The following is a 16,775-nucleotide window of genomic DNA, read 5'->3' as shown; positions in this document are numbered from 1 at the left end:
TCGACGTCTTTTCACCGCGACACTGTAGGTATTGACGCCGCCTGACCGACTTGCAATGATGCGCCCTAAATTGCACAATATGAAGCACGCTCTGTTGTTTTCCTTTGCCGTGGTTGCCACGCTCGGCTTGAGTTCCTGCCAGTCGGTAGGTCAGGCAGGCACGAGCGTGAACAGTCAAACTTGGGGAACAACGAAAAGCGGTGAAAAAGTCACCCTCTATACTCTGCGCAACAGCAGGGGCATGGAGGCGCGCATCATGGACTATGGCGGCGTCATCGTGAGCCTGAACGCGCCGGATCGTGATGGCAAATTCGCCGATGTCGTCCTCGGCTTCGACAATCTCCAAGACTACGAGGCGCGCAGCCCGCACTTCGGCTGCATCACCGGTCGTTATGCCAATCGCATAGGTAAAGGTAAATTCACCCTTGATGGGAAGGAATACACCCTGGCCGTAAATAACGGCCCCAATCACTTGCACGGGGGCAAGGTGGGTTTTGACAAGAAGGTGTGGAAGTCCCGCGAGATCTCCCGGGCCAATGGCGCGGGCGTGGAGATGACCTATACCAGCCGGGATATGGAAGAGGGTTATCCCGGCAAGCTCGACTGCAAGGTCACCTATGTCCTGACCAACGAGAATGCTCTGGAGATTGAATACGCTGCCTCCACTGACGCTCCCACCGTGGTGAATCTCACGAATCACAGCTACTTCAATCTCGCAGGCGAGGGGAGTGGTACCATCACCAATCATGTGGTGAGCATCAACGCGGACTCCTTCACTCCGACCGACTCAGGACTCATCCCCACCGGACAGATTGCTTCCGTGGAAGGCACGCCGCTTGATTTCCGGTCACCCCAGCGCATTGGCGCGCGCATTGGTTCGTCGAATACCGCCATTCGCTATGGGCAGGGATATGACCATAACTATGTGTTGAATGGCGGTTCGGGGCTGAAAACTGCCGCAAGAGCAAAAGATCCTGCATCTGGACGCGTGTTGGAGGTGCTTACGACCGAACCTGGTGTACAGTTTTACACCGGAAATCATCAAAAGAAGCTCACGGGGTGCAAAAATGGCCACACCTACGACTTCCGCACTGGTTTCTGCTTCGAAACCCAGCACTTCCCAGACAGCCCCAATCGTCCCGAATTCCCCTCCACCGTTCTGCGGCCGGGCGATACCTACCAGCACACCTGCATCTACAAGTTTAGCGCGGAGTAACTAAGTGAACGACATCGCGGCACCCACACCACCACCATCGCCCGTCCCCGCAGATACTGCCGGCCCTTTCCACGTTGAACGCGATTTCGCGGGTCGACAGTATGTGGGCTATCGTGAAAAGCAGGAGGACTACTACGCCTTTGCCGACGCCTCGGACAAGAAGGAGAAACCTGTCACCAAGCTGCTCGTCGCCCTCGGTGACGGCCTTGGAGCGCACATCGGCGGAAACGTTGCCAGCTACCAGCTGGTGAGCGAATTCGTAAAGGCCTACAAGCGCAGCACGCTCAGCGTGCCGTGGCGCATGCGTGTCTCCCTGGAGTCCGCGAATGAAAGCCTGCGAGTGATTTCCAACCGTCTGAACTGCGACAAGGCGCCGATGGGCAGCACGTTCGTGGGCATCGTGGTGACGCAGTCGCACCTGCACTGGGTCAGCGTGGGTGACTCGCTGCTTTATCTCTTCCGCAAGGACAAGCTCATCCGTCTCAATGCGGACCACTCGCTCGCCCCGTTGCTCGATGAGCGCGTGAAGAAAGGCGAGATGACCGAGGAAGAGGCGGCGCACCATCCGGATCGCCACGTCTTGCAATCTGCCTGCATGGGCCTTCCTCTCACGCTGGTGGATGCGCGCATGGAGCCCTATCCCATCGAGAGCGGTGATATCATCGTCGTCGCCAGCGATGGCCTGCTCACACTCGACATGGATCAAATCGAGGAGATGCTCACCTTTGGAAAGACCTCGCCTGCCGGCAAGCTCGTGGACGCCCTCGTCTTCGCCGTACGTTGCGCGGAACATCCCAAGCAGGACAACACGACTGTGGCGCTGGTGAAGGTTCCGTGATGATGGTCCGCACTCTCCATGTGCGGTCACCGCGGATTGCTTTGTGCAAGTGCTGTAACTTGAAGTGATGTTGGGGGAAGCTCGCTGCTTCCCCCAGACCCGCACCACGGCGTGTGCGGACCACTCATCATCACGCTCCGGCTGGCACCATCGTCGCTTCACCTTCCGGCTGCTTGGTCTGACCACTCGCGCGGCTTTTCAGCGTGGAGCGTTTCACCTTGAAGAGGGCCATCACGGTCACGAAGTAGAGCGGCACGAAGAACAAGCCGAGGATGGTCGTGGTGATGGTGCCACCCACGACACCTGTGCCGATGGCATTCTGGCTGCCCGCGCCGGCGCCAGTGCTGGTGGCGAGGGGCAGCACGCCAAGGCAGAAGGCAATCGAGGTCATCAAGATGGGGCGCAAACGTTGCCGCACGGCATGCATGGCGGCATCGATGAGTGTCGCTCCCTCGTCATAGGCTTCCTTGGCGAACTCGATCACGAGAATCGCGTTCTTCGCAGAGAGACCGATGATGGTGATGAAACCAATCTGGAAGTAGATGTCATTCGGCAGGCCGCGCAACGAGGTTGCGGCAAGCACGCCCAGCGCGCCCAGTGGCATGTCCATCATCACGGAGAGCGGGATGGACCAGCTTTCATACAACGCCGCAAGGCACAGGAACACCATGAGCAGCGAGAGGATGTACAGCACGCCGGAGTTCGCACCGGAGAGCTGCTCTTCGTAGGACAGGCCAGCCCAGGCGTAGCCGATGCCGGGAGGCAGCTGCTTGGCGAGGTCCTCCATGATCCGCATGGCCTCACCGGAACTGTTGCCCGGTGCGGGTTCACCACTGATGGCCACGGAGGGGGCGCCATTGAAACGCTCACGCTTGGGGGAGTCGAGCATCCAGCTCACACTGGCGAAGGCCGTGAAGGGAACCATCTCACCCTTGTTGTTGCGCACGTACCATTTGCCGATGTCATCCGGCGACATGCGTGAGCTGGCATCACCCTGGATGAAGACCTTCTTCACACGACCCTTGTCGATGAAATCATTCACATAGGAGGAGCCCCACACGTTGGCGAGTTCCGCATTGATTGCCGCGAGGGAGATGCCCAGCGCGCTGGCCTTTTCGTTGTCGACGTCCAGCTTCATCTGCGGCGTGTCGCTCAAGCCGTTGGGACGAACGCCCACCAGCTTGGGATTTTGCGCCGCCATGCCGATCAATTGCATGCGTGCATTCATCAGCGCCTCGTGACCGAGGCCCGCGTTGTCCACCAGACGAAGGTCAAAGCCATTCACGTTGCCAAGCTCGAGCACGGCAGGCGGGGCGAAGGCAAAGGCGAGCGCTTCCTTGAATTGCATGAAGGTGCCCATGGTCTCCCCTTGGATTGCTTTCACACTCTGACCGGGCCCTGTTCGTTCCTTCCAGTCCTTCAGCGGACAGAAGGTGAGCACCTGGTTTTGGCCGGAGCCGAAGAAGCTGAATCCTGCGATGCCGAAAACGCCCATGAGTGAGTCGCCATGCTTTTCAAAGAGGTGATTTTCCATGCGCTCCAGCAGGGCCACGGACTGCTCACGGGTCGAACCGGGAGGAAGCTGAGCCGTGGTGAAGAGGAAGCCAGTATCTTCATCTGGAAGGAAGCCGGTGGGCAGATGCTTGAAGAGGAAGAATACACCAACTGCGATGCCGGCATACGCGATGAGCGGCAGGGCGCGGCGCTTCAGGATGTAGCCCACACTGGTGGCGTACTTGTCCGCCGTGCGGTTGAAGGTGCGGTTGAACCAGCCAAAGAAGCCGCGCTGCTTGTGCGTGGCGCCATGCTTGACCGGCTTCAGCATCGTGGCGCACAGGGCCGGAGTGAAGATCAAAGCCACCAGCACCGAGAGTGACACAGCGGAAACCAGCGTGATGGCGAACTGGCGGTAAATCACGCCAGTCGAGTTCCCAAAGAAGGCCATGGGTACGAAGGCCGCGGAGAGCACCAAGCCAATGCCCACCAGCGCGCCGGAAATCTGCCCCATGGATTTGATGGTGGCCTCGCGTGGAGCGAGACCTTCCTCCTCCATCACACGCTCCACGTTCTCAACCACCACGATGGCATCGTCCACGAGGAGACCAATGGCCAGCACAAGGCCGAAGAGGGTGAGTGTGTTGATGGTGTATCCCGCCACTGCGAGTACACCGAAGGTACCCAGGAGCACCACTGGCACGGCCAGCGTGGGGATGAGGGTGGCGCGCCAGTTCTGCAGGAAGAGGTACATTACCAGGAACACGAGGATCACCGCTTCGATGAGCGTCTTCACCACCTCACGGATGGAGTGACGCACGAAGGGCGTGGTGTCGTAGGGATAGATGACCTTCACGCCGGGAGGGAAGAAGGCGGAGAGTTCGGTGACTTTCTTCTTCACCGCTTCCACGGTTTCCAGGGCGTTCGCGCCCACGGCTGGCTTGAGCGCCATGCCTGCGGCAGGCTGGCGATTGAAGCGGGCAAGGTTGTTGTAGTTCTCGCTGCCCAGCTCGATGCGGGCCACGTCGCGCAGGAACACACGCGAGCCGTCGGGGTTCACACGCAGCAGGATGTTGCCAAACTGCTCAGTCGTTTGCAGACGACCCTGAGCCACGATGGGCGCTGTCATCAATTGGCCTGGTGCTGCGGGAAGTCCACCCACCGCGCCGGAGGAGACCTGCACATTCTGTTCACGGATGGAAGCCGTCACGTCAGACGAGGTGAGGCCGTATTCTGTGAGCTTGTCCGGATCCACCCAGATGCGCATGGCGTACTGCGTGCTGAAGCTCTGAATCTCACCCACGCCCGTGATCTGGCTCACCGGATCCAGCAGGGTGCTGATGAGATAGTCGCCCAGGTCGGCGTTGTTCATCTTGCCATCTTCGGACACGAGGCTGACGACCAGGAGGAAGTTGCGCACAGACTTGGTCACGCTCACGCCCTGGCGCTGCACTTCCTGCGGAAGGAGCGGCATGGCGAGCTGCAGTTTGTTTTGCACCTGTACCTGCGCCGTGTCCGGGTTTGTGCCTCCGTCGAAGGTCACCGTGATGGTCGCGCCGCCGTTCGAGTCACTGGAGGACTCGATGTAGCGCAGGTGGTCGATGCCGTTGAGCTTTTGCTCGATGACCTGGGTGACGGTGTCCTCCACCGTCTTGGCGGAAGCACCAGGATAGGTGGCCGTGATGGCAATGGTGGGCGGCGCGATGCTGGGATACTGCGTGATGGGCAGGTTCAGCATGGCAATGGTGCCACCGATCATGATCACGATCGCGATAACCCACGCGAAGATGGGACGATCAATAAAGAAGCGGGACATGCAGGACGAAGACGGGGGTGGGGTTTTTTGTCTGCTTTGGGGGGACTGTGGCGAAACGGGAACTCGCGGAATCAGATCAGCGCGAGGCCGTGTTCGCTCCGGTGTTCGGCTTGGCAGCGGGAGCTGGAGCTCCAGGCGGTGCGTAGGGCACGCTCTTCACGGGAGCGCCGGGACGCAACTTCTGGAGGTTGTTCATGATGACGCGGTCGCCGGACTTCAGGCCGCTCGTGATGAGCCACTGATTTCCCACCGTGCGGTCTGCGGCGAGCACGCGGATTTCCGCCTTGTCTTCGGCACCCACGACGAAGGCCGTGGCTTCACCCTTGGAGTTTCGCGAAACCGCGAACTGCGGCACCAGTAGAGCGTCGGTCTTGCGACCCTCCACCAGACGGGCGCGCACAAACATGCCGGGCAGCAGTTCAGCCTTCGGGTTGGGGAAGATGGCGCGCACCGTCACTGAGCTCGTGCTGGGATTCACCGAGATGTCGGAGAATTGCAGCGTGCCCTGTTGCTTGTGCACCTCGCCGTCATCGAGCAACAGCTCCACTTTAGCGTGGGCTTGTTTTTCATTGCTGAGTTCACCGGCAGCCAGCGCCTTCTTCAGACGCATGAGATCATTGCTGGACTGGGTGACGTCCACATACATGGGATCCAGCTGCTGCACCGTTACGAGCAGGGTGGCTGTGCCGGCCTGCACATACGCGCCCTCCGTCACCTGGGAGATGCCCACGCGACCACTCACCGGTGAGGTCACCTTGGTGTATCCAAGGTTGATCTTCGCCGCCTGCACCGCCGCCTTGCCGGAGATGATGTCCGCCTCGAAAGCATGCAACGACGCGGTGGCATCGTCGAGCTCCTGCTGGCTGATGGCCTTGGTGGAGACGAGGTGCTTGTAGCGTTCCTCCTTGATGCGCGCTGCTTCCGCATTCGCTTCGGAGCGGGCCAGGGCGCCAATGGCACGATCCAGCTCAGCCTGGTAGGGAGCGGGATCGATCTCATAGAGCACATCCCCTTCCTTCACGTCGCTGCCCTCGTTGAAGAGGCGCTTCAGCACGATGCCATTGACGCGAGCACGGACTTCCGCCACGCGGAAGGCGGAGGTGCGTCCGGGCAGATCCTGTGTGAGCGTGATCGGCGTGGCAGCAAGCGTCAGTACTCCGACTTCCATCGGGCCACCCATCATGCCCATGCCGGCAGGCGGTCCGGCAGGTTTCTTTCCGCAGCCCGTTAGCGACAGGGCAAGCATCGGCAGGAGAAGCAACGGCTGCCATGAGCGCAGGAGACGGCCTGCGGTATCTTGGGGGAGGTTGAGAGCACGTTTGGGGGAGGTCATAAGGTGGGGGTTTTAAAGTGGACGAACGGGCAGCAGCAAAATAGACACCGGAGGGAAATTTCCCGGCGGTCAGGCCTGCGCAGGCAGCGCGGCAGCCATGCCGGCTGATACAAATGCCACGAGCCGTTTGATGAAGGCTTCGCGGTCCAGGCGGGCAGGCTGGACCTTGGGATTGGGATGTGGCATGTCGTCGAAGCGCGACCACACGTCGAGACCGTGGTTCATCGCCCCGCCGAGGAACTTCATGCGCCAGTACACTTCCTCAGGAGCGAGACCGGGCACTGCTTTGCGGACGGCTTCCTCAAAGCGCTGGGCGATCTCGGCGAACTCCTGTTCCAGGAAGGATTTCACCTGCGGATTCGCTTCTTGGAAGCCGCGACAGATGAGTTGCATCACCTCGAACTCTTTGCCTTGGGATTCCCGCGCTTCTACCACGGGACGTACCAACACTTCGACGATCTGTTCCAACTTGGGGCCTCCGGGACCGGAGGTCTTCTCCAGGGCGTCGAGCTGGGCGATGCGCTCCCGGTTCATGGGGCGCATGCGACGGGCGAAGACCTCGAGCACCAGATTATCCTTTGAGCCGAAGTGGTAATTGATCGCGCCAAGGTTAGCGCCGGCTTCCCGGGTGATGTCCCGTGCGGAGGCTCCGGCCACGCCATGCTGGGCCAGCAACGTCTCGGCTGCATCCATGAGCGCCTCCTTGGTGGAGTGGGCGGCCCGGGCGGAGGCCGCGGCGACGGGTAGGGGAATGGGCTGGCCGGGAGTCATACGTTCGTTTCATACATACGTATGAATTTATTCCAGCCTGTCAACTAGAGCTTTGCAAAACACCTGTCACCGGGATGGAGACGACCTTCGGGGGAAAGTGCTGCCCAAAGAGGAATGGCGGCAAAAGAACGCAGAAGGTGGGCACGGGTAGCCAGTGCCTTCGCGGGGGGCTCGCCTCGTGTCGCCGGGACCGCTTGCCCCGTTTCTATTCCCTTGTGTTCTCTGCGCTCTTTTGCGGACTTGCCCCAGCCGTGTGCCCGGTCGATTAATGGAGGAAAAGGAACTCGGACGTGTTGATGAGCGTCCAAACCAACATGCTATCGACAGAGGGGGTATCCATCTCCGTGCTGCCGTAGAGTTCCCTCGCGCGCTCCAATTCCCGAGTAGTGGGATTCCGCGAGAGGATGGCAAGGAATGCCTGCCGGATGCGCGCATCGGGGTCACTGGCGCGGTTCATCTCCTTCATGACTCTGCTGCCGGGCGATGCTGCTGCCACCACGAGTGGGCTGTGCATCATCCAGCGTGCTACTGCGGGACCGATGGACGCGTGCGAGTCATCACTCCATCCGTGGGTACTGCGACCGAGTTCACGCAGAGGGTGACCGTCCGGAAGGATGAGAGGCATCTCGCTGCTCTTCTTCTCAGTGGTGTTCTCTCCAGCCAGCGAAATCAGCGCATCCCAAAGCTGGTCGGCACTCATGCGGCGCAGATAGGGAGATGCTGAGGTGTCGGCCAGAGCGGTGGGCTTTGTCCTTCCGATGGCACCGAAGTCAAAGGGATCCATGGCCTGCCGCTGCGCGACGCGTGTCCGCCAGATCACTCTTTGAAACTCGCGCAGATCGTAAGAGACATTTCTCATGACTGTAGCGAGCGCCAGCATCACCGGATGAGTGAGCTGCTCCTTCTCCAGTGAGTCGCCCCGGGTACCTACGGACCTCATCCGTCGGGTGGGGCCGGCGAGGCATTGCCAACGCCGGGTGCCGGAGTAGCCGATGTCCATAAGCGACACCAGATCCTCCAGTCTTGGCGTATCCAGTGGCTCCCGCAGATCGGTTGCATGGAGTGGGAAGGACTCTCCCTCACCCAGCATGCCCACCCATAGGCGTCCTGCGATCATGTGAGAGAATCGATCGGCATTCTCCACCGTGACCCAGTGAGCGAGCGATTCCTGGAAGTCCTTTGGCACGGGGTATTCCGAGGTTCTCTTCAGGGGTGCATAAGGGCTGGCAGGTTCCCAGGTTTTGGAAGAGCCCCCGCCACCCAAGCGCGGTAGTACTGGCTTCACGGGCTCCATGGGATTGCCGTCGCGGTACTTGTAGTCACTGGGCAGTCGTAGGCGGACGAGTCGTCCTTCTGTGATCGCGGGCACTGCGGATGCGAAAGATGGACCATCGCCATGGAACTCGTGTTCTTTGCCGTCGGGAGTTTTCTGCACGGTGCGCAGCCCGGCGAAGTAGGCCGTGATCTGGTAGAGCTCCTTTTGGGTGGAGTCTGCAAAAGGATGGTCATGGCACATGGCGCACTGAAGGTCGTAGCCGAGCCACACGTGGCAGGTGTCGACCGCAGCCGGTACCGGGCGCCCCTCCGCGGCGAGCAGCCAGCCTACAGCGGGGTCTGCCGCCAGCGTGCCGGTCGCTGTGAGCATGCGGTGGACCATTTCATCGTAGGGCATGTTCTTGCGCAGGGAGTCCCGCATCCAGTCATGGAAGGGCCTCTGGGATGCGCCGAGGGCTTCATCCCGCAGGCGCAGCATGCCGGCGAAATTCTGGAACAGGTGATCCGCGGCCTGTGGTGATTCCACAAGTCGATCGATCAACAGGTCGCGCTTGTTGGGAGTGACATCCCCGAGGAACTGGGAGGCCTCCTGTGACGAAGGAAGCTGGCCGGTGATGCTCACATGGGCACGTCTGAGGAATGCCTCGTCCGTCGCTTCCGGTGGCAGGATGGCGATCAGCTTTGCATAGATGTCTTCGACAGCGACATCGATGGAATCCGCCATGGTGCGGAGCTGCGTTTCGGAAAGGGGTGCAGGCGCAGGGGAGGAGGGGCCATGTGCCCGCTTGCCCGAGGGGGCATCACACGCCACGAGAAGAAAGAGACATCCAGAGAGCAGCAGGCGTATGCGCATGCCTTTACAACGCGCGGAGCATTCCTCCCTTAGATGGCTCGGGCGAATGCAATTGGATTGCTGAATGTGGATTCAAAGACGAAAATTTCAAATTCATATCTTGCCAGTGTACATTGCGTGCGTAAGAATCTCGGCCTGTCTCCGAATTCGACCCTGACCATGGGGAGCGGAGCGTGTCCCAACCAGGAGTGATGGAGGGACACTGACTGGAATGCCTACCGGACGCTTCGGAGGCTTTGCCCGCGAGCCACCTCATGCGGGCCTGTCCTCACGAACCACCGGGCCGGACGGTCCTTCCGCAGTGTCTGCGGCCCCGGAACTCACCCTTCCTCTCATGATACAGCTCAAGCTCAGGCGGCGTGTCGCTGCCCTCGTCACTATTGGCGTCCTCTCGTCGGTGCTGGCGTTCTCCGCATCGGCCGCTCCGAAATATGAAACCGGCGTGCTGACGAACAATCAGCCAAATGCCACCACGTGGCGCACGGTAAACTTTGCCACTCCCTTTGCCGCGCCACCGGTGGTGGTGCTGGGCACTCCCTCACACGGAGACTCACAGGCGCTCACCACACGTGTGCGCAACGTGACCGCTACAAGCTTCGAGTATCAGCTCGACGAGTGGGACTATCTCGATGGCGCGCATGGTTCGGAGACATTTCCGTATCTCGCCCTGGAGCCGGGTGTGCATGCCATCGGTGGAGTGACCTGGCATGCCGGGCGCTCCCCGGGCATCACACGCACAGGACAGACGGTGACTTTCGCCTCGGGATTCGCAGCCGCTCCAGTCGTGCTGGCCCAGGTGGAGAGTGTGACAAATGCGAAGGCGGTATCCGCGCGTGTGAGTCTGGCGACGACGACCAATTTCAATCTCAAGCTGATTTCGCAGGAGTCCGATACCACGACGCTTTCGGGTGAGTCCATTGGATGGATTGCCGTTGCTCCTGGCTCTGGCACTATTGATGGAGCGAGCTTTGTGGCAGCGCGTACCGGAGCGAACGTCACGCAGGCGTGGAGCGCCATCGCGTTCACGGGCACGCATCGCCAGCCTTCCTTCTTTGCCCAAGGGCAGACCGTCAACGGTGCAGATCCCTTCACTCTCCGTCAGCGCAATCTTACCGCGACCGGAGTGGAGATCTTCCTGCAGGAGGAACAGTCAGCCGGCACGGAGGTGAATCATGTGGCAGAAGATGTGGGCTATCTCGTGCTCAGCGAGAGCGTCGGTGAACTACGTGCCAAGCTGGCGTTGGGCGACATCACAGAGTCCCAGACCAATGGAAGCACCTGGCACAGTGAAACTTTCCCTCAATCCTACACCAATCCCGTGGTGGTGTTTGGTCCGGTGACTCAGAAGAATGGTGACCCCGTGCATGTGCGTGTGCGCAACGTGACCAGCCTGGGATTCGAATGGCAGCTGGAGGAATGGGACTACCTCGATGGCACCCATGGCGAGGAAACGGTGCACTACATCGTGGCGGAGCAGGGGACCTATCGCATCGGCGGTCTGCTGTGGGAGTTTGGCCGCAGCACGGGCGTGACGAATACCGCGGCGAACAAGACATTCTCCGAGGCATTCCCTGCGGCGCCTGTGGTGCTTTCGCAGGTGGCGACTACGAATGAAGCGAGTGCGGTGGCCTCGCGTCTCAGCAATATCACTGCGACTGGATTCTCAGTGCAGCTCGAAGAAGAACAGGCGGCCAACCAAACGCACGCGGGTGAAACGGTGCACTTCGTGGCGGTGCAGAAGGGGAGTGGCCGCATCGTTTCCAATCAGCACGTGTTCGAGGCTGGCGCCTCTGCGGTGAATGTCACCCAGACCTTCCGCGCGCTGAACTTCACCCGCAAGCTCGCGGATCCCTTCGTGATTGCCGATGTGCAGACGCGGAATGACTCCGACCCCGTGGTGCTGCGCCAGCGCAATGCCAGCGTCTCCAACGTGGATGTGCGCGCTCAAGAGGAAGCCTCGGTCAATGCCGACGTCACGCATGCCTCGGAGAGTGTGGGTTACCTGATTGTCTCAGGATCGCTGGACCTTGATGAAGATGGTCTGCCGGATGCCTGGGAGACATCGTTGGGGCTGAATCCCAATGATGCCTCTGATGCGGCTCTCGATCCTGATGGCGATGGCATCAGCAATCTCAATGAGTATGCCTACGGTACGAATCCGAACACCTTCGACAGTGGCGGCACCATTATTGTGGTGCCTTCCGTCACGGAAGCGTATGAGAAGGAGGGCACGGCTGCCCGTTTCACCATCTCCAGGACGGGTGGCACAGTACCGGTGACGGTCACATATGCACTGTCCGGTCGTGCGGCGGCGCCAGGGCAGAGTGGTGCTGACTACACCACAACGAACAATGCGGGCACGGTGCTTACGGGCTCGATCACCATTCCTTTCGAAGCCACATCGGCGGATGTCGTGATCGAGCCGGTGCTGGATACAGTGAATGAATATCCGGAGACTGTCACGCTCACCGTGACGGCCAATCCACGCTATGCCGTGGGCTCGGGGAATAGCGGTACCGTGAACGTGAGCGACGCGTCACCGATTCCTGCGAATGAGTCCCTCTTTGTAGGCCTTCTGAGCAAACAGGGCACGGCACAGACGTACGCTTCCGGGATTGTCACCATCTATCTCAATGGCCCGAAGAATGCGGCGCGGGTGAATCTCCACTTCAGCGGCCTCACCTCGAATCAAACGAACGCGTACATCCGCTACGGTGTCACTGCGGGTGTGGGACCGGAACTGCGCCCCACGTTGCCCATCGGTCAGGTGAGCAATGAGCCTTGGAACATCGTTCCGGTAGGAGCTCTGACGGGGCAGGACATTGTGGACTCCCTGTATCAAGTCGGAGGCAAGTGGGTGTATCTGAATATCGGCACCGGTACCTATCCCGCCGGTGAGATTGCAGGCATCCTCTCGAGGCAGACCGGCTCCGGCACGTTTACGCCACCTCCTGCGCCGCCGACGCTTGCGACCCTCACGGGCGATGCTCTCACGCGCGATGTCGCCCGCTTCCTCACGCAGGCCTCCTTTGGCCCCACGCAGCAGGAGATACAGGCGCTGGTGGATGAGATCAACACCACCTACGCGGGTGACCGCATCGCCGCGTACTCCGCGTGGATCAATGCGCAGTTCGCCCTCGATCAAACAAGGCTGCTGGACTACACCCAGGCAGCGGACGCTCATGAGTGGGACCTGCGTGGTGAAGATCCCATCAACTTCACCAACAACAACGAGCCGCGCCATCACAACCGGCGTCGTGGCTGGTGGACGATTGCCACGAGCGCGCACGATCAGCTGCGCCAGCGCGTGGCCTTTGCCTTGAGCGAGGTCTTTGTCACCTCGGATCAGCTCGCGACACTGCGCACCCGGCACTATGGCCTGGCAAACTATTACGATCTGCTCGCCACCCGTGCGGATGGAAACTTCCGGACATTGCTGGAGGACGTGAGCAAGAGCCCGGTCATGGGCAAGTACCTGAGCCACCTGCAGAATCAGAAGGCGATTCTCGATGGCCAGGGGAATGTGCTGGTGAGCCCGGATGAGAACTACGCTCGCGAGATTCTCCAGCTCTTCTCCATCGGTCTGGTGCATCGCCATCCTGATGGCACGCTGAAGCTGGGTGCTGATGGCCTCCCCATTCAGACCTACAACAACAACGACATCACAAACCTTGCGCGTGTCTTCACCGGTTGGAGTTTCAGCAAACGGCACGGTGCGAAGAACCAGGGGTATCCTGTGGAGGACAATACCAACTTCCTTCAAGGGCAGGGACCGGCCTACTTTCAGGCTTCCTGGACAAATCCGCTCAAGAACTTCGCCGCTTACCACGACACAGGCGCGAAGACGGTGCTGGGCAGCAACATCGCCTCGGGACTCAATGGCCAGCAGGATCTGACCGCGGCGCTCGACATCATCTTCAATCATCCCAATGTCGCGCCGTTCATCAGCCGCCTTCTGATTCAGCGTCTTGTCACCTCAAACCCCAGCGCAGGATATATCCATCGTGTCGCGCAGAAGTTTGAGAACAACGGCTCCGGCGTGCGTGGCAACCTGAAGGCTGTGGTGCGCGCCATCCTGCTGGACTATGAAGCTCGCAGTCCCGATGTGATCGACAATATCGGCTACGGCAAGCAGAAGGAGCCCATCGTCCGCTACGTGCAACTCATCCGCGCCTTGGGTGGCCAGTCCCAGCTTCCGCTGAGTGCGCTGTCCACCTTCGGTTATCCCGCCGCGCAACTCGACAACTTCCCGGCGGGCGCCACGCTCTATCGCTATCCGAACACGGATACGAGACTGGCTCAGACACCGCAGAGCGCACCGAGCGTGTTCAACTGGTTCCTGCCAGACTTCAATCCCGGCGGCCAGATTGGTGCTGCGGGACTGGTGGCGCCGGAGTTGGAACTCAGCACGGAGACGACTGTCATCCAGGCGATCAACTACCACTACCAGCTCACGAATGTGGACAACGGTCAGAGCGTGGACATCTACTACGGCACCACGAACGGACCCGAGGACAACATCGCCCTGGTGCGCACGCCGTTTGAGCAGTTGTACGATGCGGAGATCACCGCGGGTAAAACGGTGACTCAGGCGAGCACCACGGTTCTGGACCAGTTGGATCTCGTGCTGACGGCCGGCAACTTCAAGCAACGCTATGCCACAGCTGCCACGCCGAATCCGCGAAGCATCCTCATCACTTCGGTGGCGTCGCTTGCCGCTGCCACCACCACGCAGGCCCGCGTGAAGGAGCTCCTCTACTTGCTCGTGAGCTCTCCTGAATACATCCACCAAAAATAGTCCCGGCAGTGCCAGTCGAATACGAACACCTCACCTTCTTCCTCAGATGAAAAAGAACGACAAAGAATTGCTCACGTCACGCCGCCGGTTCCTGCGCCAGTCCGCGTGCTCCGCGCTTGGCATCACAGGCGTGGTGAATACCCTCGCGCATCTGCGCCTGGTGAACTCCGCGCTCGCGCAAGCGGGTCCGCTGCCGGACTACAAGGCGCTCGTGGTGCTCTTCCTCTTCGGGGGCAATGACTCCAACAACCTGCTCATTCCGCAGAAGAATCATCCCGGATATGCCGACTACAAGAGCGGCCGTGGGGTGCTGAAGATTCTCGACAGCACCGACTCTGCGTACGTGTCCGGCAATCCGGCATCCATCCCGCTTACCACACCGAGTGGGGACTATGGCGTGCATCCGGCCGCACTAGGCATTGCGAGCCTGTTCAATGCGGGCGAGCTCGCCTTCGTGGCAAACGTGGGTACGCTGGTGTATCCCACCACGAGAGCCCAGTTCAATGCGGGCTCTGTGCCTCTGCCGCCGCAGCTTTTCTCGCACTCGGATCAGCAGGTGCAGTGGCAGAGTTCGGTCCCGGACCAGCCCCTCACGAGCGGCTGGGGCGGGAGAGTGGCAGACCTGCTCGCCTCCCAAAGCTATGCCGAAGGGCAGGTATCTCTCTCGGTGAGTCTTGCGGGTATCAACAGCCTGCAGCTTGGTGAGCAGGAGATCCAGTATGCGCTCACTTCAGACGGAGCCATCCCACTCTCCGGCTACAGCAATGCCAATGGCCCCTACGGCGCGGCGCTCAATGCCGATGGAAGCTACAAGACCAACCTGCAGGGCAAGCGCCTCAAGGCCTTCAATGACATCACGAACTACACGTATCAGCATCTGCTGGAGGATGATCACGCTCATGTGGTGAAGCGGGCGCAAGCGAACGAAGGACTCATCGGCGCAGCCTTCACGGAGGCGGCCGCGAGTGGGGTGGACTTCGACACGATTTTCACCAGCGCCCAGACGAATCTGGGCGATCAGCTCAAGACGATTGCGAAGCTCATCGCCGGCAGAAACAGCCTCGGTAACCGCCGCCAGATCTTCTTCGCCAGCATTGGTGGATTCGACACGCACCAGGATCAGCTCGATGCGCAGGTGAATCTGCTGGGCGAACTGAGCGGTGGCCTCAAGGCCTTCAGCGACACACTCATTGCCCTCGGCGTGAATGACAACGTGCTGACGGTCACGCATTCCGACTTCACCCGTACGCTCACACCCAATGGGCAGGATGCTGCCACGGCGGGTTCTGACCATGGCTGGGGTGGGCATCAGATCGTGTTGGGTGGTCCCGTGCATGGAGGTCAGGTGTACGGGACCTTCCCTAGTCTGAAGCTCGGTCAGGACCTGGATGCAGGCTCCAGCAATCGCGGCCGCTGGATTCCCACCACGGCAGTGGATCAATATGCCTCTGTGGCCGCGCGTTGGCTGGGGGTGAGTCAGGGAAACCTGAGCACCATCTTCCCCAACCTGGGCCGCTTCAGCGATCCCTTCGGTGGCAGTGCGAATCTGGGATACGTCACGGTATGAGCCATCAGCAATCTTCCACGCGTTTCAAGGGCGACGGTGGGATTCCCAGCAGTGTGTGGGTCCTCTCCTGCACGCTGCTGGTGGTGACCGCCGGACTCTATTGGGTAAGTGGAGCAAGGCGCACCGTGCCTCCTGCTGGGGCGCAGGCAGGCACGGTGATGCCATCCCTTTCCGCAAAGACACCTTCCAACATTTCAATCAGAGCCCAGGCAGCTGCGGATGCGGGCACAGCGAGAGTGGTCTTGCCCGACAATACCGGTGCACTCGTGCTTCCTGAGCTGGCAGAATCTGCACGCGAGCTGAATGCACCGGGCTCTACGGTTGAACGTGATCTAGAGATCGTCGATGTCCTGCTGGATGCCTATCGCAAGATGAATCATGGCACGAATCCGCAGGGCGGCGAGAACGACGAGATTGTCGCGCAATTGACAGGAGCGAAGGGAAATCGGCTCGCCGTGTTTCCACCGGATCATCCGTTCATCGACCCGCAAGGGCGACTGCTCGATCGATGGGGCACTCCATTCCACTTCCATCCTGTGAGTAGCGATACGCTTGAGGTACGCTCAGCCGGGCCGGATCAGAAGCTGTGGACGCCGGATGACGTCATCCAGGATGAGGCAGCTCCCAGCGAGGAAGAGTGAAGGGAGGGCAGAGGAGATTTGCCGTCCGCGGCGGAGGCAATAAGTTATCCGTTCCTGATACACCATAATGGTAATCCTTCGCGGTGTATGTTGCCGCTGGCTGCGAGCCAGCTTGGGTCGATGAGCCGTAGCAACTTTCGGGCCATGCTAAATTTAATACTTAGGGGTATTCG

The 16,775-nt window shown here is 60.3% G+C and carries 9 protein-coding genes; 5 read left to right on the top strand and 4 right to left on the bottom strand.

Going from position 1 to position 16,775, the window contains the following annotated elements; all coding sequences use genetic code 11:
* Positions 1-109: 109 nt before the first annotated feature.
* Both DES53_RS09745 and DES53_RS09740 read left to right on the top strand, forming a co-directional pair.
* Positions 110-1,216 carry an aldose epimerase family protein gene (locus DES53_RS09745; protein WP_245958129.1) on the top strand — a complete coding sequence of 369 codons (1,107 nt, stop codon included), beginning with the start codon at positions 110-112 and terminating at the stop codon, positions 1,214-1,216.
* Positions 1,217-1,220: 4 nt separating this feature from the next.
* Positions 1,221-2,054 carry a PP2C family protein-serine/threonine phosphatase gene (locus DES53_RS09740; RefSeq protein WP_113958029.1) on the top strand — a complete coding sequence of 278 codons (834 nt, stop codon included), beginning with the start codon at positions 1,221-1,223 and terminating at the stop codon, positions 2,052-2,054.
* Between the two features lie 130 nt (positions 2,055-2,184).
* Here the strand turns inward: DES53_RS09740 and DES53_RS09735 are convergent, their stop codons facing one another.
* The 4 genes from DES53_RS09735 to DES53_RS09720 form a co-directional block, all read right to left on the bottom strand.
* Entirely contained in the window at positions 2,185-5,364 is a 3,180-nt protein-coding gene (locus tag DES53_RS09735; RefSeq protein ID WP_113958028.1) for an efflux RND transporter permease subunit, read from the bottom strand.
* Between the two features lie 76 nt (positions 5,365-5,440).
* Entirely contained in the window at positions 5,441-6,697 is a 1,257-nt protein-coding gene (locus tag DES53_RS09730; protein WP_147263314.1) for an efflux RND transporter periplasmic adaptor subunit, read from the bottom strand.
* 69 nt (positions 6,698-6,766) lie between these two features.
* Positions 6,767-7,468 (bottom strand): TetR/AcrR family transcriptional regulator, encoded by a 702-nt coding sequence (locus DES53_RS09725; protein ID WP_113958027.1) that lies wholly within the window; start codon positions 7,466-7,468, stop codon positions 6,767-6,769.
* A gap of 265 nt (positions 7,469-7,733) precedes the next feature.
* Positions 7,734-9,596: a DUF1549 domain-containing protein gene (locus DES53_RS09720; protein ID WP_113958026.1), complete on the bottom strand. Its 1,863-nt coding sequence runs from the start codon at positions 9,594-9,596 to the stop codon at positions 7,734-7,736.
* 211 nt (positions 9,597-9,807) lie between these two features.
* On the opposite strand from DES53_RS09720, the gene DES53_RS09715 reads away from it, so the two are divergent.
* Genes DES53_RS09715 through DES53_RS09705 form a run of 3 tightly spaced genes read left to right on the top strand, consistent with a single transcriptional unit; the run spans position 9,808 to position 16,602 of the window.
* Complete coding sequence (locus DES53_RS09715) at positions 9,808-14,394, top strand: DUF1800 family protein (RefSeq protein ID WP_113958025.1); 4,587 nt, start codon at positions 9,808-9,810, stop codon at positions 14,392-14,394.
* 46 nt (positions 14,395-14,440) lie between these two features.
* The gene (locus DES53_RS09710; protein ID WP_113958024.1) at positions 14,441-15,961 is read left to right on the top strand and encodes a DUF1501 domain-containing protein; all 1,521 of its coding nucleotides are present in this window, start codon (positions 14,441-14,443) and stop codon (positions 15,959-15,961) included.
* On the top strand, positions 15,958-16,602 hold the full coding sequence (locus tag DES53_RS09705) for a hypothetical protein (RefSeq protein ID WP_113958023.1): 645 nt from the start codon (positions 15,958-15,960) through the stop codon (positions 16,600-16,602). The genes DES53_RS09710 and DES53_RS09705 overlap by 4 nt, the downstream gene beginning before the upstream one ends.
* The last annotated feature ends 173 nt before the right edge of the window (positions 16,603-16,775 follow it).

The sequence above is a fragment of the Roseimicrobium gellanilyticum genome, from assembly GCF_003315205.1.
Taxonomy (GTDB): Bacteria; Verrucomicrobiota; Verrucomicrobiia; order Verrucomicrobiales; family Verrucomicrobiaceae; genus Roseimicrobium; species Roseimicrobium gellanilyticum.
This window is presented reverse-complemented; position numbering and strand designations above follow the sequence as displayed.